Annotated in this window: 16 protein-coding genes; 6 read left to right on the forward strand and 10 right to left on the reverse strand. The window is 58.9% G+C overall.

Annotated features, from left to right (window positions below; all coding sequences use genetic code 11):
• Window positions 1-183: 183 nt before the first annotated feature.
• The 5 genes from B0E33_RS07145 (at window position 184) to ftsH (ending at window position 10,862) form a co-directional block, all read left to right on the forward strand.
• Window positions 184-4,890: an ATP-binding protein gene (locus tag B0E33_RS07145; protein WP_077290802.1), complete on the forward strand. Its 4,707-nt coding sequence runs from the start codon at window positions 184-186 to the stop codon at window positions 4,888-4,890.
• 26 nt (window positions 4,891-4,916) lie between these two features.
• Window positions 4,917-5,609: a DUF4336 domain-containing protein gene (locus B0E33_RS07150; RefSeq protein ID WP_077293179.1), complete on the forward strand. Its 693-nt coding sequence runs from the start codon at window positions 4,917-4,919 to the stop codon at window positions 5,607-5,609.
• A 269-nt stretch (window positions 5,610-5,878) separates the two neighbouring features.
• The gene (locus B0E33_RS07155; RefSeq protein ID WP_156912354.1) at window positions 5,879-6,922 is read left to right on the forward strand and encodes a Fe(3+) ABC transporter substrate-binding protein; all 1,044 of its coding nucleotides are present in this window, start codon (window positions 5,879-5,881) and stop codon (window positions 6,920-6,922) included.
• Between the two features lie 319 nt (window positions 6,923-7,241).
• Window positions 7,242-8,930, forward strand: a complete 1,689-nt coding sequence (locus tag B0E33_RS07160; RefSeq protein ID WP_055657593.1) for an ABC transporter permease — start codon at window positions 7,242-7,244, stop codon at window positions 8,928-8,930.
• A 105-nt stretch (window positions 8,931-9,035) separates the two neighbouring features.
• Entirely contained in the window at window positions 9,036-10,862 is a 1,827-nt protein-coding gene (ftsH, locus tag B0E33_RS07165) for an ATP-dependent zinc metalloprotease FtsH (protein ID WP_023002178.1), read from the forward strand.
• 28 nt (window positions 10,863-10,890) lie between these two features.
• On the opposite strand, the gene B0E33_RS07170 is transcribed toward ftsH, so the two are convergent.
• The 3 genes from B0E33_RS07170 to B0E33_RS07180 all read right to left on the reverse strand — a co-directional run bounded on the left by B0E33_RS07170 (window position 10,891) and on the right by B0E33_RS07180 (window position 14,783).
• Entirely contained in the window at window positions 10,891-13,059 is a 2,169-nt protein-coding gene (locus tag B0E33_RS07170; protein ID WP_077293181.1) for a putative bifunctional diguanylate cyclase/phosphodiesterase, read from the reverse strand.
• 385 nt (window positions 13,060-13,444) lie between these two features.
• Window positions 13,445-14,074, reverse strand: coding sequence for a CoA transferase subunit B (locus tag B0E33_RS07175; protein ID WP_023002181.1), 630 nt, complete (start codon window positions 14,072-14,074; stop codon window positions 13,445-13,447).
• 13 nt (window positions 14,075-14,087) lie between these two features.
• Window positions 14,088-14,783 carry a CoA transferase subunit A gene (locus tag B0E33_RS07180; RefSeq protein WP_077290803.1) on the reverse strand — a complete coding sequence of 232 codons (696 nt, stop codon included), beginning with the start codon at window positions 14,781-14,783 and terminating at the stop codon, window positions 14,088-14,090.
• A gap of 298 nt (window positions 14,784-15,081) precedes the next feature.
• Between B0E33_RS07180 and B0E33_RS07185 the strand changes: the two genes are divergently transcribed.
• Complete coding sequence (locus B0E33_RS07185; protein WP_006940008.1) at window positions 15,082-15,327, forward strand: DUF6460 domain-containing protein; 246 nt, start codon at window positions 15,082-15,084, stop codon at window positions 15,325-15,327.
• 10 nt (window positions 15,328-15,337) lie between these two features.
• On the opposite strand, the gene B0E33_RS07190 is transcribed toward B0E33_RS07185, so the two are convergent.
• The 7 genes from B0E33_RS07190 to B0E33_RS07220 form a co-directional block, all read right to left on the reverse strand.
• Window positions 15,338-16,492 carry a GNAT family N-acetyltransferase gene (locus B0E33_RS07190; protein ID WP_077290804.1) on the reverse strand — a complete coding sequence of 385 codons (1,155 nt, stop codon included), beginning with the start codon at window positions 16,490-16,492 and terminating at the stop codon, window positions 15,338-15,340.
• A 5-nt stretch (window positions 16,493-16,497) separates the two neighbouring features.
• Window positions 16,498-17,652 carry a GNAT family N-acetyltransferase gene (locus B0E33_RS07195; protein ID WP_167579503.1) on the reverse strand — a complete coding sequence of 385 codons (1,155 nt, stop codon included), beginning with the start codon at window positions 17,650-17,652 and terminating at the stop codon, window positions 16,498-16,500.
• Window positions 17,653-17,791: 139 nt separating this feature from the next.
• Window positions 17,792-18,616 (reverse strand): ABC transporter permease, encoded by an 825-nt coding sequence (locus B0E33_RS07200; RefSeq protein ID WP_023002185.1) that lies wholly within the window; start codon window positions 18,614-18,616, stop codon window positions 17,792-17,794.
• Window positions 18,613-19,542 carry an ABC transporter permease subunit gene (locus B0E33_RS07205; RefSeq protein ID WP_077290806.1) on the reverse strand — a complete coding sequence of 310 codons (930 nt, stop codon included), beginning with the start codon at window positions 19,540-19,542 and terminating at the stop codon, window positions 18,613-18,615. The genes B0E33_RS07200 and B0E33_RS07205 overlap by 4 nt, the downstream gene beginning before the upstream one ends.
• 9 nt (window positions 19,543-19,551) lie before the next feature.
• The gene (locus tag B0E33_RS07210) at window positions 19,552-20,709 is read right to left on the reverse strand and encodes an ABC transporter ATP-binding protein (RefSeq protein ID WP_077290807.1); all 1,158 of its coding nucleotides are present in this window, start codon (window positions 20,707-20,709) and stop codon (window positions 19,552-19,554) included.
• An 81-nt stretch (window positions 20,710-20,790) separates the two neighbouring features.
• The gene (locus B0E33_RS07215) at window positions 20,791-21,885 is read right to left on the reverse strand and encodes a polyamine ABC transporter substrate-binding protein (RefSeq protein ID WP_031269801.1); all 1,095 of its coding nucleotides are present in this window, start codon (window positions 21,883-21,885) and stop codon (window positions 20,791-20,793) included.
• A 150-nt stretch (window positions 21,886-22,035) separates the two neighbouring features.
• Window positions 22,036-23,424: a glutamine synthetase family protein gene (locus B0E33_RS07220; RefSeq protein ID WP_023002189.1), complete on the reverse strand. Its 1,389-nt coding sequence runs from the start codon at window positions 23,422-23,424 to the stop codon at window positions 22,036-22,038.
• Between the last annotated feature and the right edge of the window lie 40 nt (window positions 23,425-23,464).

Genomic DNA, 23,464 nt, shown 5'->3' on the forward strand with positions numbered 1-23,464 from the left:
GATGGCATTCCGGCAAACTTGTCCGGTCGGATTAACCACGCCTTCATGTAACCCCTTTAGCAACCTTGCTTTACGTGGACTGTGTTGGAGATTGCTTGTATTAACGGAGTGTTTACCACTTTGGGCAAATCCGGCCGCCACGCACCCGTCAACCGGTGTTGCAGACCAGTTTGGAGCAGAGCCATGGACGAACAAACCCTATCATTCCTGGAACTGACTGCCATGGATGATCTGGTTCAGCTTGTCGCCGACAAAAGGGCAGCCTGGCTCTGGTCGGCCGATGGGGCGCGTATTCTATGGGCGAATGCTGCCGGTGCTTCCTTTTTCTCCGCACAGTCCGTAGCCGACCTGGCCAACCTGACGTCGCTCGAGCGCTCACCCGCCCGTCCGCATATCGCCCGCATTGCCGAATCCGGCCCTACAGACAAGTTCAGCATCGACCGGCTGCGGTTTTACCGGGGTCTCAGGGTCATGCTGCTGACCTGTCAGTGCATGCGTATCGAGCTGGAAAACGGTGAAGCCGCTGCCCTGATTGTGTGCGGTGACAAGGGTCTGTCCATGACGAAAGACCCGGTGCCGGCTTTTGCACAGATACTGCGTGCCGATGATGCCACCGTGTTCGTAACGGATGCCGGTTCGGTGGAAGGCTGCTTTGGCGAACTGAAAGGAACACCGGAAGACCTTGACCTGCCGGACGGACAGACGGCGCTTTTCGGTCCTCTGGAACTCGATGGTGACTTTCATGAGGGCGTTGTTCTGAAGGTGACGGACCGCCAGAAGCTGGTGGTCCTGGAAAACCTGCCTCTGGCGGATCCCGGCACTGAAGCCGGGGAAGACAGCTCTGAAAGCGCGCAAGAAGCGGACGCCTCCGCAATTGAAGCCGGGCTGCTGGCCGCAGGCGTTGCCGCCGGAGCTGCAGTTGCCGCTGACACTTCGTCCGCGGACGAGGAAACAGTTTCCCGGATCGGTGAGGACGACGCCGGTTGGGTACGGGCCGACGAAGACGAGTTTGAAACCGCTGACGATATGGCCGCAACGCAGGCCGCCCCTGCCCCACCCGTTGAAGAACCTTTTCAGGAAGACCTCGACGACCTGGCTGCCAGTGAGCAATCCATTGCCGCTGGTGTTGTCACCTCAGACGACATCTCCCCGATGGATGCCGGAGAGGCGGACCTTGAAGCCGCGTTGTCCGACCTGGAAGAGATTGAAGACGACGACGGCGAGACGGCTGAAGACGTCTCGGCCGATGCTGAAGAGCACGACGGCCTCGAAGAACTCGACCTCGAGGAAAGTGTCCTTGAGGAGAAGACCGCCAAAGTCGTGGCCGAAGACACCTCTGATGACGCTGCAATGGAAGGTGGGGACGGCTTTGTCTTTCAGCCACGGCGCAGACCTGTGCGCTTTGCCTGGAAGATGGACATCGACCAGCGCTTCACCTTTCTGTCCGACGAGTTTGCCGAAGTTCTTGGCCCTTCCTCGACCGACATTATCGGTCTGACCTGGAAGGAAGTGTCCGACGCCTTCGATCTCGATCCCCGTGGCCATATTGCGCGGGCACTCGACCGACGCGACACCTGGAGCGGAAAGACAATCGACTGGCCGGTTTCCGGTGCGGACTTGCGCGTACCTGTCGACATGGCCGCCCTGCCCGCCTTCGACCGGAACCGGAAATTCGAAGGCTATCGCGGCTTCGGAGTTTGCCGGACTGCAGATGCCGTGCCGGAGCATGGCAGCCAGCCCTCCGGCCCGACGCTGGCCGTTGTCGGGGCATCCGACACTGACACGGACGAAACCGGACGCGACACACTTGCGGAAGACGAAGCCACCCACGCCGCAGAAACGCTGCAGGAAGACGCGCCCGGTGCCGAAGCTGCCGACGTGCCCGTGGCGCCAGAGGTGGAAGGTGACATTGCCACCGCGGGCGACGACAACGGACATGAAAACGTCCGCTCTGAAACAGGTGATGAAACAACAGATACATCGACTGGTGAGGCTGGTACCGATGAAGCTGGTTCACCAGACGCAGCAGAGCAGCAGGCAACCGCGGAGGCAGCAGCCAAGCTTGCGGAATTGAAACCGGCAAAACCGGATTCTTTCGCGGGAAAGACCTTTCTTGGCGCAAGTGCGGCTGCTCTCGTCGGGTCCCTGGCAAAGTTCACCGGCAAGGCTCCGCAGCGCCCGGCAGACCCGCCGGTAAAGGCAGATGAACCCGCCAAGGCGGATACCCGACACCTTGAAACCGACACGTCTCCAGAGGACGTTGCCCCGGATGCCGACAAGGATTTCGACGATCTGCCCGGCGCAGCTCTCGACAGCAAGTTCAAAGCCCTGGAATCCGGTCTGCAAGATGCACCGGAAGACGAAGCTCTTCCCGAGGAAAGCGACGTTCCGGAGACTGGCGAAGACAAGCCCGTCTCCGGCAGCGATGAAACCGTTCCTGAGGACAATGCAAGCGCTGAGGACACCGGAACTGCAACCGACGAAACGGACGATGCGCCGGAAACAGTCGTCGATGACGCAGATGCAGTAGCTGATGACGAAGACCCCGAAGACGAGGTCAGCGACACAGCGAGCGAAGATACCGCCATCGATGATGACAACATTGAACTGGCAGACGAAGACGAAGCGGACGCCGACAGCGAAACCAATGCTGAGAGCGACGAGCTGACCGGTGATGAGACAGGGGACACCACCACAGCCGTTGCAGTGCCCACTCCAGCGAGTGCCGAACCAACCGGTATCTCCGGGCCAGCGGCGCTGAAACCGGCTGAAATCGAAAGCGCGGTCAAGTCGCTCGCCAAGGCTTACAAAGAGGCGGAAAAGAAGTCTCGCGACCTCTTTGAGGAAGAAGAAGACCCCACGGCCCCGGAAGACGACGACATGTCGTCCACAGCCGTCGCAACTGCCGAAAGTGACGAGGACCAGCAAACGGGAACCGATGAGGCTTCGGCTGGCGACGAAGATCTGTTCGAGCCCGAGCCTGCCTTTGAAGACACCCATTTCGATCTTGTTGAGGAGGAAGACCGCGAGATCGAAGCCGTGGCTGCGTCATTGGAAACGGACGATGCGGCTGAAGAGCGCGAGTTCTTCGAAGAAACCGCTGCGTTCGAGAGCGAGGACAAGGCTGCCGAAACCGCCGACGCCGATGAGCCGGCCGAACCGAAACCGACAGGCCAGGTCATCCCGCTCGCAACGGTGAAACCGCGCGTTGTTCCGGTGGATACCTCCGGTCTTTCCCGGCCCGAACGTCAGGCTTTCCGCAAGATCGCCGAAGCCCTTGGAGCACGGCTGGAGGGCGACCTTGAAGATTTCGATGCACCCGATCCGGTGGAACCGGTCGAAGAGCTGCCGCCCGAAGTTCCGGAAGCCGGCCCTATCGACCCGAGCCTCCTGGACCGCCTGCCCATCGGCATCGCCATTGCCCATGACCGGGAAGTTCTCTACGCCAACAAGGCGCTGCTGAGCATGCTTGGCTACAAGTCGATCACCGCGCTCTCCGAGGCCGGCGGGTTGGAAGCACTTTTCATCGACGATGCGGAAGAGCTGCCGGACGCCGAAGGCATGGATGGTGAAGTCGACGAGACCATGAAGATGCGCCTGTCGGATGGCGGTGTCCTCAACGTCGACGCTCATATGCATTCCGTTCCGTGGAACGGCACCCGCGGTCTGATGATTTCCATCACCGAACGCAAGGCCAAGCCGGCACCTGCGACCGCTGCTCCGTCTTCGCCGAACTTCTTTGCGGAAGTCCGCTCGGAACTTGATAGCGCGCGCAACCAGATCGCCGAAATGGACACCATTCTGGAAACGGCGACCGACGGCGTTCTCGTGCTTGATCAGAACGGCACGATCCTGAAAGTGAACGGCTCCGCGGAGGCGCTCTTCAGCGCCAACCGGTCCGACATGATCGGAGCGCCCTTCACGGATTTCCTGGCGCCTGAAAGCCACCGGGCGGCGGCCGACTACCTGGACGGATTGTCGCGCAACGGCGTTGCCTCGATCCTGAACGATGGCCGCGAAGTGCTTGGCAAGGTTCCGACCGGCGGGCTCATCCCGCTGTTCATGACCATCGGTCGGATCAGCGGCAACAAGGACGACGTCAAATACTGTGCGGTGCTGCGCGACATCACCCAGTGGAAGACGGCAGAAGAAGAGCTGACCCAGGCCAAGCGCCAGGCTGAAAACGCAAGCTCTCAGAAGTCCGATTTCCTGGCGAAGATCAGCCATGAAATCCGCACCCCACTGAACGCGATCATCGGCTTTTCGGAAGTCATGATGGAAGAGCGCTTCGGCCCGATCGGCAATGACCGCTACAAGGACTATCTCAAGGATATCCGCACATCCGGCTCGCACATCATGAGCCTGATCAACGATCTCCTGGACCTGTCCAAGATCGAGGCGGGCAAGCTGGATCTGAAGTTCTCCGCCGTCTCGACCAACGACGTCATCAACGAATGCGTTGCCCTGATGCAGCCGCAGGCCAACCGGGAGCGTGTCATCATCCGTGCCAGCCTGCCGGAATCCGTGCCCGATGTCGTGGCAGATCCGCGGTCTCTGCGCCAGATCGTGCTGAACCTTCTGTCCAACGCGATCAAATACAACAAGTCTGGTGGGCAAGTGATCCTGTCGACGGCGCTGGAAAGCAACGGCGAAGTCGCGCTGCGGGTTCGCGATACCGGCACCGGCATGACAGCCAAGCAGCTGGCTGCGGCGCTTGAGCCGTTCCGGCAACTGCATACCTCCAGCCGCGGCGGTGGAACCGGGCTTGGCCTGCCGCTGACCAAGGCACTGGTGGAAGCCAACCGGGCCAGCTTCCATATCGATTCCACGCCGGATCAGGGCACCCTGGTGGAAATCATCTTCCCGACACAGCGGGTGCTTTCGGAGTAATGCCGGGCTCCCGACAGGAGAGCGCCTTGGTTGAAGTCGACAGCAATATCTGGATCCTTGAAGGGGACACTGTCTCCTTCTACGGATTTTGTTACCCGACCCGCTGTGTGATCATTCGCCTGCCGTCCGGCAAGCTGTGGGTCTGGTCACCCATCGCCTTGACGCCGGCGGTCCGGCAGCAGATCGATGCCCTGGGAACCCCGACACATCTCGTCAGTCCCAACAAGATCCACCATCTCTTTCTGCAGGACTGGAAGGCGGCGTGGCAGGAAGCCAGGTTCTGGGGACCACAGAGCACCATTCCCAAGCGTACGGATCTCGCCTTCGAACCGGCGCTGGACGAGGCGGTGCCAGATGCATTCGAAAGCGTCATCGACATGGTGCGCTTTTCCGGTTCTCCGGTGATGGACGAGTTGGTGTTTCTGCACCGGCCCTCGGCAACCGTCATCCTGGCAGATCTCAGCGAGCATTTCTCGGAAGGTTTTTTGCACCGGCACTGGAAACCCTGGCAGCGCTGGATTGCCGGTCTATGGGGCATTGTCGAAGGCAAGGGCTATGCGCCCCTGGAATGGCGGCTGAGCTTTTTCGACCGCCGAAAGGCCCGAACCTGCCGGGACAGGATCCTTGCCTGGTCACCTGAAAGGGTGATCATGGCGCACGGCGTCTGGCAGCCAGGCAATGGCACAGCCTTCCTGCGGCAGGCGCTTGCCTGGGTGTGACAGTTTTTCACGCCAGTCGGTAACGCGTTCGTGATCAGTCTTTCAAAGCAAGCTTCAATGACCATCAGACCTAAAGTCGAGTCTTAAACTCCTGTATTCTCACCGGTTTTCGGCAAAATAGTGGAATGCAATCCTCCAGTTAGTTTTGAATCATTCTAAAGTATTGATTTTGCTAGATTTATTGACTTGAAGCCCCACTAACGACATATTCCCGGCAAGCTTCGGACCCCGCTTCCGAGCAACAAGAACCATATCAACGGGAGAGTTACATGAATTCCACTTTCCGCATCCTGGCAGGCGCTGCCCTGCTGTCTTCGGCAACCCTTACCGCTGTACCCGCATTTGCCGACGGGGAAGTGAACATCTACTCCTATCGTCAACCTTATCTCATCGAGCCGCTGCTCGACGCATTCACCAAGGAAACCGGCATCAAGACCAACGTGGTCTTTGCGGCTGAAGGCCTGGGCGAGCGTATTGCGGCAGAAGGCGCCAACTCTCCGGCCGACGTTCTCTTGACCGTCGACATCGGGCGCCTGGACGGTGCCAAGCAGCTCGGCATTTCGCAGCCGGTTGTTTCTGAAATCGTCAATGAAAATGTTCCGGCAGAATTCCGCGACCCGGAAGGCCACTGGATCGGCCTGACCAACCGTGCCCGCGTGATCTACGCTTCCAAGGAACGCGTCGACCAGGACAGCATCACCTATGAGGAACTTGCCGATCCGAAGTGGAAGGGCCGCCTGTGCACCCGCTCCGGTCAGCATGTGTACACCGTCGGACTGGTCGCCTCGATGGTCGCCCACCATGGTGCGGAAGAAACCGAAAAGTGGCTTGAAGGCGTTCGCGACAATCTTGCCCGCAAGCCTGCCGGCAACGACCGCGCCCAGGTCAAGGCCATCTTCGCCGGCGAATGCGACATCGCACTCGGCAACACCTATTACATGGGCCTGATGCAGACCAACGAGAAGGAACCGGAACAGCAGACCTGGGCCGACAGCGTCCGCATCCTGTTCCCGAACACCGACGACCGTGGCAGCCACGTGAATGTTGCCGGCGTCATCCTGACAAAGAACGCACCGAACCAGGACAATGCTGTCAAGCTGATCGAGTTCCTGTCTTCCGATGAAGCGCAGCAGATCTACGCCGAAACCAACCATGAATATCCGGTCAAGCCGGGCGTAGCGGTTTCCGAGCGCGTTGCAAGCTGGGGCGAGTTCAAGAAAGACACCCTGTCACTCGCCGACATTGCCAAGAACCGCAAGACCGCCAGCGAGCTGATCGACGAAGTCGGCTTTGATGACGGCCCGGCCTCCTGAGGCCATATCGACAAAAAAGACGGGCGCCGCATTTTGCGGCGCTTTTCTGTTGAGAGCAAGGAAGGCGGACTTTCAAACTATTCTGGGGCCCGTCATTGCCGGACTTGATCCGGCAATCCATGCCGTTCCCTGTCGACAAAATTCAGAGGTGACGTCGATCCGATCCTCAACGGCATGGATGCCATGGTCGAGCCATGGCATGACGAAAAGAAAACCACCGCAAAAATTCAGGTCACGCCTCGAGATCTCTTGGCTTTTGCATTTTCCGGGTTTTGCCTATAGAGCTTCCTGCGAACCATTCTCAAAGAAATGACAGGCCTTGCTGCGCACGCCCACCCTCACTTTTGCTGACCGTTTCTGGCAAATTGCATCGCTGGCAATTGCCACGCTGGTGCTGTTGCCACTGGCGGCGATCGTGTGGATCGCGCTGACACCGACGGGCGAAGTCTGGGGCCATCTTCTGACAACGGTTCTGCCCGGCTCCCTGCGGACCACGGTTTTGCTGATGCTCGGGGTCGGCCTGACCACAGGCATCACCGGCGTTGCCACGGCCTGGCTCGTGACGATGTGCAATTTCCCGGGAAGAAAGGTCCTCGACTGGGCTCTTCTGGTGCCCCTTGCGGTGCCGACCTATATTGTCGCCTTCGCCTATGTCGAAGTGCTCGATTATACCGGGCCGGTCCAGAGCCTGATCCGCACGCTTTTCGGTTTCAAGACGTCCAGAGACTACTGGTTTCCCGAAATTCGCTCACTGGGCGGCGCCATATTCGTCATGGGGGCGGTGCTTTACCCTTATGTCTATCTGACGACCCGAGCGAGCTTTCTGATCCAGTCCGCCTCGACGCTGGATGTCTCGCGTACCCTTGGCGCTTCGCCTTACGGGTTGTTCTTTCGTGTCGCCCTGCCATTGGCACGCCCTGCTATCGTCATCGGCATTTCGCTTGCCTTGATGGAGTGCCTCAACGATATCGGCGCGGTGACATTCTTCGGCGTGAAGACCCTGACCTTTTCCGTCTATGACACCTGGCTGCACCGTTCCAGCCTCGGTGGCGCAGCCCAGCTCGCGCTGGCCATGCTGGTGATGGTCTTCCTGCTATTGTGGCTGGAACGGTTCGGGCGGCGCAAACAGCGCTTCGACAGCGGCGGTGGCTCCAAGCACCGGCCGCCGACACGCTTCGAACTTGGACGCTGGCAGGCTGCGCTTGCGTTGCTGTTATGCCTGACGCCGGTCTTTGTCGGCTTTGTGGTTCCCGGGCTGCTGCTTGCAGACCTGGCCAGCCGGCGCCTGGAAGGTTTTTGGGACAGCGGATTTCTGGATGCTGTCTGGAACAGCCTCAGCCTCGCTGCCATTGCAGCGCTGATCACCGTGCTCATTTCCGTTGCCCTGGCCTATGCCCTGCGTCTCAACCCCAGGGGCCCATTGAAGTTTGCCGTCCGGCTTGCCTCGATCGGTTACGCCATTCCGGGCACGGTTCTCGCCATCGGCATTCTGGTGCCGTTGGCCGGCTTCGACAATTTCCTGGATGCCCGCATGGAAGCCTGGTTCGGTATCAACACCGGCCTGCTACTGCTGGGGAGCGGCACTGGCCTGGTGTTTGCCTATGTGGTTCGCTTCCTTGCAGTTTCCTACGGCCAGGTTGAAGGTGGCTTCGGCAGGATCACACCTCATCTCGACATGGCGGCGCGCACGCTTGGCCGCAACAGCGGTCAGACCCTGACGCAGATCCACCTGCCGATCCTGAAGCCGGTGCTGTTGTCCGCAGCCCTGCTCAGCTTCGTCGATTGCATGAAAGAGCTGCCCGCAACGGTTCTCCTGCGTCCGTTCAATTTCGAAACCCTGGCAACGACCGTGTTCGAGGCCGCCTCGCGCGAAGCCTTTGGCGAAGCGGCCCTGCCCTCGCTTGCCATCGTTCTGGTCGGTCTCATCCCGGTCATCTATCTCGCCCGTTCCAGCGCCTCGTCCTTCCGCACGCAAACGTCCAAGCGGCAACTGGAGCCGGTCGTCTGAACCAGGGCAGCCATGCCACCTCGTGCCCACCTCGTGCCTTGACAGCCTCCGGGCGAACCGCGTCAATGGCGGCATAGTTCAGACAATTGCCGGGACAGTTTCACGATGGAAAAGAAACACCAGATAAACCTTTGGTACGCCTTCATTGCCATGATGCTGGTGCTGATGTTCCAAAGCTGGTGGACCACCTACAAGACCGTCGAGCAGATCCCCTACAGCCAGTTCGAGCAGTACCTCAAGGATGGAAAGATCGAGGAGATCGCCGTCAAGGAGAACTTCATTGAAGGCAAGTTCAAGGCGGAACTGAAGGACGGCAAGCAGTATTTCGTCACTACGCGCGTCGAGGTTCCGCTCGCCGACGAACTCAGCAAGTACGACGTCAAATACACCGGCGTCGTCCAGAACACCTTCATTCGCGACATCCTCTCCTGGGTGCTGCCGGTCCTGCTGCTGTTCGGCCTCTGGATGTTCTTCATCCGCCGGTTTGCCGAAAAACAGGGTCTTGGCGGCATGATGACGGTCGGCAAGTCAAAGGCGAAGGTGTTTGTCGAAAAGGACGTGAAAGTCACTTTTCAAAATGTCGCCGGAGTGGATGAAGCCAAGCGGGAACTGAAGGAGATTGTCGATTTTCTGAAGGAACCAGCTTCCTATGGCCGTCTGGGGGCACATGTGCCCAAGGGCATCCTGCTGGTTGGCCCTCCGGGCACAGGCAAGACGCTTCTGGCGCGCGCCGTTGCCGGTGAAGCCGGTGTGCCGTTCTTCTCGATCTCCGGCTCCGAATTCGTGGAAATGTTCGTCGGCGTCGGCGCCGCACGAGTGCGCGACCTCTTCGAGCAGGCCCGAAAGGCCGCCCCTGCCATCATCTTCATCGACGAGCTGGACGCACTGGGCCGGGCGCGTGCAGCCGGCCCGATGGGCACCAACGACGAGAAGGAACAGACGCTCAACCAGCTTTTGACCGAGCTCGACGGGTTTGATCCGTCCAGCGGCATCATCCTGCTGGCAGCGACGAACCGGCCGGAGATCCTCGATCCCGCCCTTCTGCGCGCCGGGCGCTTCGACCGGCAGGTGCTGGTCGACCGGCCGGACAAGATCGGCCGGCGCGCGATCCTCGATGTCCATGTGAAAAAGATCAAGCTGGCCGCAGATATCGACCTCGATCAGGTTGCCCAGCTGACAGCAGGGTTCTCCGGCGCCGACCTTGCGACGCTGGTCAACGAGGCGGCCCTCCTGGCAACACGTCGGCAGGCGGATGCCGTTACCCTGCTGGACTTCAACGAGGCAGTGGAGAGGGTGATTGCGGGACTGGAAAAGCGCAGCCGGATCCTGTCGGACAAGGAACGAAAAACCGTCGCTTTCCACGAAATGGGCCATGCCCTGGTTGCCGCCAACCTGGAAGGCTGTGATCCGGTGCACAAGATCTCGATCATCCCGCGCGGCATCGGCGCGCTCGGCTACACGATGCAGCGGCCGACCGAGGATCGTTTCCTGTTGTCCTCTCTCGACCTGGAAAACCGCATGGCTGTCCTGATGGGCGGCCGGGCGGCTGAGGAGATTGTCTTCAACGAGATCTCTACCGGGGCTTCCGACGACCTGCAGAAAGTGACCGAAGTCGCCCGCGACATGGTCATGCGATACGGCATGGATCCCGACCTTGGCAATCGCGCCTACGCCACCCAGCGCCAGAACTTTCTCGGCCAGCCTGCCGGAGACGTTGCCGAGGTTTCCGAACAGACCCAGCGGGAGATCGACCTTGCCATCAAGCAAAGGGTGGAAGCTGCCTTCCAGCGCGCCAAGGCGCTCCTGAACAGCCATCGCGGCGAACTGGACGAAGGGGCTTCATTGCTGCTTGCAAAGGAAACACTGACCGATCAGGACTTCCCCGCAATCCGCCCCCTTGCCGAACGCCGGAAGACCGAGGCGGCGGAGTAAGGCCGGTTCGTGTCAACGTCGAATTGCCTCACGCGGCGAACGTGCTGCCGCCTTTTGGCTGTGCTCCGGCGGCCAGGTGCTGATGGTTGCCATCCATCAGAAATGCCTTCGACCAGGCTTCGAAATGTTCTGCCGGCATCGGCCGCGCGAACAGGAAGCCTTGCGCAGTCGTGCAGCCGTTCTCAGCCAGGAAAACGTGTTGTTCTTCCGTTTCGACGCCTTCGGCGACAACCTCGTAATTGAGGCTTTTCGCCATTGCCAGAATGGTTTGAACGATCGAGCGGCTGTGATGGTCATCGGCAAGACCGCTGATGAAACTTCGGTCGATCTTGAAGGTGTTGAACGGCAGACGCTGAAGATGCGCCAGACTTGAATAGCCGGTGCCGAAATCGTCTATCGCAAAGGTAATGCCGGCTTCCAGAAGTGGCTTTGCCGCCTCCGAGATTCGCTCCGGATCCCCCATGGCAACAGTCTCCGTCACCTCGAGTTGCAGCAGCTCGGCCGGAAAGCCCGTGATTTCCAGAATGTCGAGGACGCGGGCGGTGAAGCCCGGCTTTTCAAGCTGGCGAATGGAAACATTCACGGCCAGCGGCAGACGTTGGCCATGATCGAGCCAGACCCGACCCTGGCGGCAGGCCAGTTCCAGCACCCTGTCACCCAGGCGCGTGATCAGATCGCTTTCTTCGGCAACATCGATGAAACATCCCGGTGCCAACAGGCCACGTTCGGGATGGTCCCACCTGGCCAGCACTTCGGCACCAACCACTCTCAACGTGGCGCAATCGATCTTGGGCTGAAAGGCGATGGTGATCTCGTCCGCCAGAAGGGCCCGTTTCAGTTCCGCTTCCAGACGGATGCGTTCGTGAGAGCGGGAATCGCGTTCGATCTCGTTGAAGAAGCATGCACGGTTGCCGCCGGTTCGCTTGGCCGCATACATGGCAATGTCCGCGTTCTTCAGGATAGCGGTGTAGTCCTCGCCGTCATCCGGATAGGTCGAAACGCCGATGCTGGCCCCAACGGCCATTGTCAGACCGTTGATTTCCAGCGGTTGCTCGACGCATTGCACCAGTTGATCCGCGAGTGTGTAGACGTTGGACATGCGCTTTTCAGCAGGCAGGACGATGGCAAACTCATCACCGCCGAGCCTCGCGACAAGTGGTGAAAAAGCCGTCTTGCCTGCCGCAACCTTGTCCGAGGAGTTCAGCAAGCGCTGCAGCCGCGCCGCCACTTCCTTCAACAGTGCGTCGCCATGATCGTGTCCGTAGCTGTCATTCACCCGCTTGAAGCGATCAAGGTCAATAAACAGAACGGCCATCCGGACCGGCGTGCCGTCCGCAAGCTGCATGTTTGAATTGAAATGCTGACGGAAGCTTTCCCGGTTCGGCAACCGCGTGACCGGATCCACATAAGCAAGTTCGTGGATGCGGGCCATGTTGTTCCGAATGGTTCCGACCATGTCTCGATAGGCGCGGGCGAGAACACCGATCTCATCGGTTCGTTCGACCGGGAAAGGCGCGTCGAAATTGCCGGCACTGACCGTGTGGGCGGTCTGGGTAAGCGCCTTGATCGGCCGGACGAAATTTTCCGCAAAATGAAACGTCACCGGAACACAGAATATCAGGAGTACCAGGGTGATGACGATGTTCCGTCCCCAGATGGCGAACAGCATGCCGTTGGCCTGAAGCCGTTTGACCGACACCAGCGCGACCCCGAGAACCGGGCTGTTTGCCGTCTCGCGCACCGGCAAGGCTATTTCGATCCTGTCTCCGGTCTGGCGGATCTGATCGAGCCCGGTTTGCAGCGACAGCGTGATCAGCGGATGCTGGTCAATTTCGTCGAAGTAGCTCGTGTCCGGATCGCTGTCGATAGTGACCGCACGCGCAGGATCGTGAACCTGCGCCAGTTCGACCACGCCGCTGCCGGCAATGCTTTCCAGTTCCTGTTCAAGGATCAGATAGTGGTGGTTGGTCAGATGCGGTACGGCCAGTCGGCTGACGGTCGCCCCGATGGCTCGCGCGTCCGAGACCACCCTTTGCTCCTCGTCCCGCAGGTCCAGGTAGCTCGCCACCATGATCATCACGACCGAGAGCGCCAGAAACAGGCCGGCCACCAGCAAGACAAAGCGGGTGCGCAGGCTGGGCAGCCAGGTCGACAGGACTTTTATCAGCTTTGAGACAGTCCCATGCGTTCCAGGCACGCCAAACACCCCTTGCGAATACCTGAATACCATACAGAACAAGTCTTGAAGGTGGATTGAAGAAGGTAAATGCCGACAACCAGATCACGTAAACACTGATCTGTTCTTTAGCCGGGAAATCGTCTTTCCCGGCTTTTAAAGGATAACGGGTTATCTATGCTTGATTTATGCGGATTAATCGCAAATCGATCTATTAACGAATTTGGAAATTTCCTCGGCAATTCTACGAATTGGTTCCAATTCGGGACAAATTGCGCCTGCGACACGTTCAAACAGTCTGTTTTTATTGAAAAATCGACGAGCTGGGTGAAGCGGCCATGAAAAAAGGTGCCTGCGGGACCGCAGGCACCTTGATTTAAAACGACGCCGAAGCGCGCATCCTGCCTTATGACTGAAGCGTTGCCTGGGTCTTTTCCTTGACCTCATCCAGCGTTACGCCGTCAGCGAGTTCAACCACCTTCAGGCCGCCTTCGACAACATCGAAGACACCGAAATTGGTGATCACGCGATCAACGCATTTCACGCCGGTAAGCGGTAGCGAGCATTCTTTCAGAAGCTTGGGGTCGCCAGCCTTGGAGGTGTGATCCATGATCACCACCACGCGCTTGACGCCGGCGACGAGATCCATCGCGCCGCCCATGCCCTTGACCATCTTGCCAGGGATCATCCAGTTGGCGAGATCGCCGCCCTCGGACACTTCCATAGCGCCCAGGATCGACAGGTCGATATGACCGCCACGGATCATGCCGAAGCTGTCGGCAGACGAGAAGTAGCTGGTCTGCGGCAATTCGGTGATGGTCTGCTTGCCGGCGTTGATGAGGTCTGCATCAACCTCGTCGTCAGTCGGGAACGGGCCCATGCCGAGCATGCCGTTTTCCGACTGGAGGGTCACATGGACACCTTCCGGAATATAGTTGGATACCAGCGTCGGAATGCCGATGCCCAGGTTCACATAGAAGCCGTCTTCCAGTTCCTGCGCGGCACGCTTTGCCATGTCATCACGAGTCCAGGCCATGATGTTTTCTCCCTCAGGCTGCGCGCGTGGTGCGCTTTTCGATACGTTTTTCGTGGCTGCCGACGATGATACGGTCGACGAAGATGCCGGCGGTGTGGATGTTGTCCGGATCGAGTTTACCGATCTCGACAATCTCCTCGACTTCCACGACACAGGTCTTGCCGGCGGTTGCCATCATCGGATTGAAGTTACGCGCGGTCTTGCGGTAGATCAGGTTGCCTTCCTTGTCGGCCTTCCAGGCCTTGACCAGCGACACATCGGCCACGAGGCCGGTTTCCATGATGTAGGTCTCGCCGTTGAAGTCCTTGTGCTCCTTGCCTTCGGCAATCAGCGTACCGACGCCGGTCTTGGTGTAGAAGCCCGGAATGCCCGCGCCACCTGCGCGAATGCGTTCGGCCAGCGTGCCCTGAGGGTTGAATTCAAGCTCAAGCTCGCCGTTCAGGTACTGCTTTTCAAAGGTCGCGTTTTCACCCACGTAGGACGAAACCATCTTCTTGATCTGGCGGGTCTGCAGCAGAAGACCGAGGCCAAAATCATCGACACCGGCATTGTTGGAAATGGCCGTAATGTCCTTGGCTCCGGAATCCCGGAGCGCCACGATCAGATTTTCCGGAATGCCGCAGAGGCCGAACCCGCCGGCCATCACCGTCATGCCGTCAAAGGTCAGCCCCTCGAGGGCGGCCTTTGCGTCCGGATAAATTTTGTTCATGTTTCACTCCCGTTTAAGACCGCTACATGCGTGAGGCGCACATTCGCCGCTTGGTTCGACCGGGTCAAGAGCTCTTTCCCGCGTTGCAGCGAAAAACATGAATGGTCCGTCACTTAATCGATTTGCGTCACTTTGCCCGGCGCCAAACTGCCGTTGCAGCGCGGGTTTGGGCGGTTTCCGGCAAGTTGTTTATGGTTTGTAAATCCTTAACGGCAAGAATTGGGCACCGTTCGCGGAGCGTTACCGCCACTCTCCAGCGCACCGGATACCTTGAGCCTACTGAGAGACACTACGCACCGTGTTCCCGTTTCTGTCGACATTCTTCAAGATCGCGGTCATCTCGCTGCTCGTCGGCGCGGGTCTTTCCTTCGTGAACATCACCGCGCAGGACATTCTGGGCTCCGTCGGCATGAGCCCTCTGGAGCTCTGGATCTATCTGCTGGAGTTTCGGGACTGGGCCATTCCCAACATGATCCTGGGCGCCTTCATCGTCGTGCCGATCTGGCTGGTCATCTACCTGATCCGACCACCGCGAGCGGGATGACATTTCCCGATCAGGCTGTCTGAGCGGTTTTCCGATGTTTCCAGCGATCAACGGTTTCCTGGAAACTCCGTTTTGCCTTCAGTGCAGTGATCGCCGCGTGGCCTTTGACCGTAAGCGGCAAAAGCAAGCGTCGTGTCGGCTGTTCCGTGGCGCCGAACCTGCTTTTGTAACCCTGGTGACCCGTACCGAAACCATAGACCCGAATGTTATTGTCCCGCGCCCAATAGATCGATTGAACCAGTGCCACCATGCCGGGTGAAAACCGGTGCCATTGCTCTGCCCCGATCGAAATCAGAATAAGGGTGGCGTAGCCATCTTCCACCAACATCGCAACCACGGCGATGGCGTCGTGACCGGACCTCAACGCCAGAACCTTCAGGGGGTTTTCCAGCCCCGCTTGGGCCGCCAGGGCGCGATAGAAGTTTTCCCGGTTGTCCTGTTTCATGGAATTGGCGCGGCCGAGTGCTTTGAAACGCTCCTCCTTGGAGACGATCAGAGCTTCGAGAATTTTCACACGCTCTTCAGGGGTCGCTGCTTCGACCAACTGAACGTCTTCGCTTTGAAGCTTGCGAAGGTTGACCCTTGCCTTCTTGTAGATACTTATCCCGGATTTGACCCCGGCGGCGAGCAGGGCGTCAGTTTCCAGAAAGAGGCTGCTGCTTTCCGGGCTCGCATTTGGATGCACAAAAAAGGGATTATGAGCGCTGCCTATCGATACGTGCAGTTTCTTGATGTCGACCACATCCGCACCCGGGATGGCTTCGATCATGGCGGACATGACCGCCTGCACCGTTTCATCGCCTTCGCTTGCGAGCGCCTCGCTCAATACCGGGCCGTTCTGGTCTGCCACGCCGAGGTCGGGAGTGGATGCGATGCGAACCGGACCTTTCCTGAAACGGATCAACGGCACCAATGCAAGCGGGTCCTGCAAACCGGTGCGATAAGCGGCAAGCACTCCGAAAGTGTCGCAGGCAGCAGGTGCCATTTCCTGAAAAAAGCACTCGACGAACCGCGGTGCCTGAAACGCCGAACATATGGCTCCGCCGGGTAGTGAAGCCCAAAGCGAGCGCAAAAGGTCCGCACCGGGCTTCTCATGCCAGACAACATGAAGCTTCTGCCCAGCCACCTGCCCGCGGAAGGTCTCCTGTCCTGCCACGTCCGACATCTCCGTCACGTATCCACCCCATTCCTGCGCAACGCGATCTGAAGCATATCCTGAGCGGCACGATGCGCTTCACGGGCACCGACAAAGAGCCGTCCACGCGTGCTGAGTGGCATAAGAAGACGTCGGGAAGGTTGCTCGACCCCACCGAACCGTTGCTTGTATTCCTGTTGTCCTGTGCCGAAGCTGAACCAGCGAACACCGGTTTGCGCAGCGTGCTCTATCGCCTTGGCAAACAACACCATACCCGGCGAAAAGGCGTGCCACCGCGGATCCCCGATGGACACCAGCACGGCGGTCGCCTGGGAACCAGACATCATCAACACCATGGCCGCAACGGTCTCTTCTCCGCACTTCAGCGCGATGGCTCTGAAAGGCGAGGATGAAGCTTCCATCTGCGCAAGGCGGATGTAGAAGTCAGCACGGTCTTCACGTTCCAGACTGTCTTTCCGCCCGAGCTGTCGGAACCTGTCGCTGCGCTGCGCCGCAAGTGTCTTGAACAATTCAGTTCGCTCTTCAGGCGTTTCAGCCTCAACCAGGCTGACACCTTCCTTCACGAGCCCGCGAAATTTGGATCTGGTCTTCTTGTAGATGGACTTGCCGCACCAATTGTCCGATCCCTCTCCATCGCGAAGATCGAGGAGAAGGGAACTGTTCTGGGAAATGGTTTCCGGCATGAAGTTCAATGGGTTTTCCCGGGCGTCGATCCGGCCATGCAGTTTATGTATGTCGACGATATCCGCATCGTGGAGACGCTCAAAAAATGCCCGGATCATTGCAACCCGGCACTCTCTGGAGGCCCGGCATCCTGCACCAAGAACCGGTGCATTCTGATCGGCGAGACCAAAATCCGGCATGCCAACGACCCGGATTGGGCCACGCTGGAACCGCACCAGCGGCAACAGCATTGAGGGAGAGGCTTCCTCGCCTTGCTCCGCGAAAACGCCCACTGAAAATCGGTAATCGCCTGTCTTCAGTTTGGTTTCCTGCAAAGCTGCAAGAAACTCCGGCGTCTGAAACGGCGTCGATACGACGCCGCCCTTCAACGAAGACCAAAGACCGCTCATATCCGAAAGCGTTGGAGCTTCGAGTTCACGAACCTTTATCCGGGAAATAGCGCTGCTTTCCAGAGCCAGTAGATGCTCTGTTTCCCGCAATGCCATCACTCGCAATACCCCAATAAAAACCATCGGCCCGGACACACCAATGAAGTGTACCGCCCGGCCGTAAAATAGGCATGGTTTTGTTAAAATTCAGTATTGTCTACAGAATATCACCGACTTCTGGAAGCTTCGGAAATCATCACCCTTCCGCGCCAAAGGCCGCCCTTTCGTCTCGTTCTTTTTGCGCCTGTTGCCGCTTGGTAGCAATGGAGGCGGCAATCACGCCCATGGTGACCAGAGCAACGAGAATGGTACAGACCGCATTGATTTCCGGTGTCACGCCAAGACGCACCTGTGAGTAGATCTTCATTGGCAGCGTGGTGGCGCCTGGTCCCGTGGTGAAGCTGGCGATCACCAGATCGTCCAGAGACAAGGTGAAGGCCAGCATCCAGCCGGCAATGACCCCTGGAAGGATGATCGGCAAGGTGATCAGGAAGAAGGTTTTCACCGGTGGGCAGCCGAGGTCTTCTGCGGCTTCCTCGATCGACTTGTCGAAGCCTACCAGACGCGACTGGACGACAACGGCCACATAACAGCTGGCAAAGGTGGTATGCGCCAGCATCACGGTCCAGAATCCGCGCGTATAGTCCATGGCCACGAACAGCAGCAGCAGCGACAGGCCGAGGATCACTTCCGGCATCACAAGCGGCGCGAAGATCATGCCGGAAAACAGAGACCGGCCGACGAAGCGTCCGGACCGCACCAGCACAAGTGCAGCAATGGTGCCGATGATCGTTGCCAGTGTGGCCGACGCAAAGGCAACCCGCAGGGTCACCCAGGCCGCATCGAGCAACTGATCATTCTGCAGCAGCGACGCGTACCACTTGGTGGAGAACCCGCCCCAGACCGTCACCAGACGGCTCTCGTTGAAGGAGTAGATCACCAGCAGCACGATGGGCAGGTAAAGGAACGAAAAGCCTACCACCAGCGAGGTGATGTTGAACCAGGTCGGGCCGCGCGTCATCCGTCTCTCTCCGACATTTTCTGCTGCTGGTTCTGGAAGAGCACGATCGGAACCACCAGGATCATCAGAAGGATCACGGCAACCGCAGAAGACACCGGCCAGTCGCGGTTGTTGAAGAACTCGACCCAAAGCGTCTTGCCGATCATCAGGGTGTTGGACCCGCCAAGAAGATCCGGGATGACGAATTCACCGACGGCGGGAATAAACACCAGGAAACACCCCGCGATGACACCGGGCAGCGACAACGGCACGGTGATTTTCCAGAAGGCCTTCCAGGGTGGGCATCCAAGGTCTTCGGCGGCTTCCAAAAGGCTGCCGTCCAGCCGCTCCAGGCTGGCATAAAGCGGCAGAACCAGGAACGGCAAGTAGGAATAGACGATGCCGATAAAGACCGCGATGTTGGTATTCATGATCACCAGCGGTTCGTCGATGATGCCGAGCATCAGGAGAAGCTGGTTGAGCAGGCCTTCGTTTTTCAGGATGCCGATCCAGGCGTAGACGCGGATCAGGAAGCTGGTCCAGAACGGCAGGATCACCAGCATCAGCAGCGTCGGACGCAAGGATTGCGGACTGCGTGCCATGCCATAGGCAATCGGGTAGCCAATGATGAGCGTCAGAAGCGTTGAAATAGCCGCGATGACAACCGACGACAGATAGGATTTCCAGTAGAGGTCGTCTTCCGTCAGCCAGACATAATTCTCGAAGGAGAATTCCGAGACGCTTTGCCAGATACCGTTCCAGCCTTCTGCCAGATCGAAGGTTGGTACATAGGGCGGAATGGCGACGGCCACCTGGGACAGGGAAATCTTGAAGACGATCAGGAACGGCGCCAGAAAAAAGATCAGCAGCCAGATGTATGGAACCGAAATCAGCAGCCAGCCGCCGAGCGTCCGTTTGGGTTGAGCGGGAACGTGTACGTCGGACATCGTTTCCTCCTACCCTTTTAGAATGACGCCGGCGTCCCGGTCGAAGGACATGACGACCTCGTCATCCCAGGTGATCGGGTTTTCGACCATGCGCGAGACATTGGCGAAGGTCGCGCGCAACGTATCGCCGTCGTCGTCACCGACTTTCGAATGGATGATCGACATGTCCCCCAGGTAGGCGATGTCCCAGACAACGCCGTCGATCCTGTTGGGGACGCCCTTTTCGCGGCGCCCCTGGGCAATGCGGACCTTTTCCGGACGAATGGCATACCAGACCCGGTCGCCGACGGCGGCATCGGTCACCTGATCACTTTCGATGGAGAAGTTGTCCGCGACCGAACGCAGCTTCGTACCGGCGTCCGACTTCTCGACGACGTTGGCTTCGATCAGGTTGATGTCGCCGATGAAGTCGGCAACGAACTTGGAATTGGGCGCTTCGTAGATTTCGGCCGGGGTCGCAACCTGCACAAGTTCGCCCTTGTCCATGACGGCAATACGATCGGCCACTGTCATGGCTTCTTCCTGGTCGTGGGTCACGATCAGGAAGGTCATTTTCAGTTCTTCCTGAATGTTCATCAGCTCGAACTGGGTTTCCTCGCGCAGCTTGCGGTCAAGCGCGCCGAGCGGTTCATCCAGCAGCAGCACCTTGGGGCGCTTGGCGAGCGAGCGAGCCAGCGCGACGCGCTGGCGCTGACCGCCGGAAAGCTGGTGCGGACGACGTTTGGCAAATTGTTCCAGCTTGGTCAGCCGCAGCATTTCGGACACGCGCGCTTCAACTTCCGAGGCCGGCAACTTGTCCTGCTTCAGACCGAAGGCAATGTTCTTCTCGACGCTCATGTGCGGAAACAGCGCGTAGGACTGGAACATCATGTTGGAGGGACGCTTGAAGGGCGGAATTCCGGCCAGGTCCTGGCCATCCAGAAAGATCTGCCCTGATGTCGGCGTCTCGAAACCCGCCAGCATGCGCATCAAGGTGGTCTTGCCACAGCCCGAGCCACCAAGCAGCGCGAAAAACTCGCGCTCGTAGATTTTCAGGGACAGGTCTTTGACCGCGGTGAAATCACCGAACTTCTTTGTGACATTCCGGAATTCGATAAATGGTGCCTTGTCCGGATCGTCCCACGGGCTATAGGCCCGACGCACCGGTCCAATCGATTTCTTCGCCAAAACAATCTCCCACCCCTAAGAGACCTTCCCAAGACTAAATCGCCGGACCCTTGGAAAGGGCCCGGCGGTGTTCGTGTTCGCTTACTGTCCGCTCTTGACCGAGGTCCAGGTGCGGGTCACGACCCGGTTCACCTTCGGAGGATAGGGGGTGACGGTGTAGAGGTTCTTCACCGCTTCCTCGGTCGGGTAGATCGCCGGATCCCCGATCACGTCCTCGTTGAGGAATTCCTGCGACGCCTTGTTGCCGTTGGCGTAGTAGACGACGTTGGAAGCCTTCGCCATCACTTCAGGACGCATGATGTAGTTCAGGAACTCGTGCGCCTCTTCCTTGTGCGGAGCATCGGCCGGGATCGCCATCTGGTCGAACCACATCAGCGCGCCCTCTTTCGGGATCGAATATTCGACGGTCACACCGTTGTCGGCTTCCGCCGCACGGTCGCGCGCCTGCAGAACGTCACCGGACCAGCCGACCGCAAGGCAGATATCGCCATTGGCAAGAGCGTTGATGTATTCGGAAGAATGGAACTTCTGGATGTACGGGCGAACCGACATCAGGAGCTCACCGGCCTTTTCGATTTCCGCCGGATCCTTGCTGTCCGGATCGAGACCCAGATAGTTGAGGGCAGCCGGGATCAACTCGGTCGGAGCGTCCAGGATGAACACGCCACAATCCTTCAGCTTCTCGATGTTCTCCTTCTTGAACAGGAGATCCCAGCTGTCCACCGGCGGGTTGTCGCCGAGCGCGGCCTTCACCTTGTCGACATTGTAGCCGAAGCCGGTGGTGCCCCACATGTAGTTGATCGAGTGCTTGTTGCCCGGATCATACTTGTCGACGCGGGCCTCGATGTCCTTCCACATGTTGGACAGGTTGGTCAGCTTGGACTTGTCGAGTTCAGAGAAAACACCGGCCTGAATCTGGCGAGCCAGGAAGGTTCCGGTCGGCACGACGACATCGTAGCCGGTACCGCCTGCCAGCAGCTTGGTTTCCAGCACTTCGTTGCTGTCGAACACGTCGTAGACAACCTTGATGCCGGTTTCCTTGGTGAAGTCTTCCAGGATGGTCTCGTCGATGTAGTCGGACCAGTTGTAGACATTCACGACCTTGTCCTGGGCGAATGCAGCACCGCTCATCAGGCTGAGAACGGCGACCCCGGTCAACATGGATTTAAACGTCATTTGAGAACTCCCCTCAGAGTTTTGTCAGTGGCCCTTTGATGGCCTAGTGCCTGAATGCAAATGGACATTTGCGCTGTTTGCGTCTTGTCTGTCCCGCAGATTGGCTATGGCGCCGGTTTTTGTCCAGCGTCGATTTTGGGCAGCAGCCGATCACAAATACGTCTGTCGCTCAAGCGACGAGATCTCCCGCCCAAATTCGTTCAGTTCCTCCCGTTTGATCTCGGTAAGTACCTTGTGCATTTCCTTTCCGACCGCCTGTTTCATCAGCTTGGAGGCTTCAAAAGCATCAATGGCTTCGTCCATCCAGGGGGTCAGTCGCTTCTTGCGTTTCTCATACGCATTGCCGGTCACGGGCGCAGGCGGATCCTTTTTCAGCCTGAGGCCTTCCATCATGCCGGCGAGAATGCCCGTCAGCACAAGATAGGGGTTGGCGTCGGCGCCCGCGATCCGGTGTTCGACACGGGCAGCTTCCGGTGTCGAGGCCGGAACCCGCAGGGCCACGGAGCGGTTGTCGTACCCCCAGCAGATGGAAGCCGGAGCATAGGATCCCGGCTGCATTCGGCGGAAGCCGTTGAAGGTGGAGATGAACAGCAACAGAGCTTCCGGCATGGTCTTCAAAAGACCGTTGATGGCATATCCCAGCCGGTCTGCGCCGGTTTCCGGATCCGCGAACAAATTGCCGTTATCGTCTTCCATGGACACGTGCACATGCATGCCGTTGCCGGGCCATTCCACGAAAGGCTTGGCCATGAAGGACGCCTTGAGTTCGTGCTTGCGGGCAACACCTGCCACCAGGCGGCGCAGCATGACAACGTCATCGGCCGCCAGGAGCGGGTTGCGGCGATGGTGCAGGTTGAGTTCGAACTGGCCGGGCGCGGCTTCGGAAACTGCGGCGTCCGCCGGAATGCCCTGAACCTCGCAGGCCTTCCGCAGATCGTCCACCACCGGCAGCAAGGCCTCCAGGTCGGACAGCGCGTACATGTTCTGGCGGGCAGGGCCGAGATGGGTGGAGAACAACGGCTTGGGCTGCTCCGTCCAGTCGCCGTCACTTTCCTCGAACAGATAGAATTCCAACTCGAAGGCGCAGGTGGCGGTCACGCCGAATTCGTCCTTCAGCCGGTCGACCATGTTTTCCAGCACGTGACGCGGGTCTGCCAGGAACGGATCGCCGTCCCGATCGTACATGGACAAAAGCACCTGGGCGGTCTTGCGGTCGGTCCAGGGAACAAGCTTCAGCGTTTCGGGGATCGGCCAGCAGACACCGTCCTTGTCACCCGTTTCCAGATGCATGCCGGTGGCCTCGACCTCGCGCCCCCAGACATCAAGCCCGTAAAGCGAATAGGGAAAGGCCACGCCGCCCTCGAATACCTTTTCGAGCGCCTTGCCCGGCAACCACTTGCCGCGCAGCACGCCGTTGGTATCGGGTAGAATGACCTCGAGCGTATCAAGATCGGGATGGGCGGCCATGAAGGCCTCGAAGTCCGTCTTCCAGCCGGGCAGCGCCGGATGCTCGAGGATCTGGTGGGGAAGCTCGTTCATTTAGAGTTTTTACGCCCCTGCGTCTTGCTGGACTGAGCCG

Origin of the sequence: Roseibium algicola (genome assembly GCF_001999245.1) — a bacterium.
GTDB lineage: Bacteria > Pseudomonadota > Alphaproteobacteria > Rhizobiales > Stappiaceae > Roseibium > Roseibium algicola.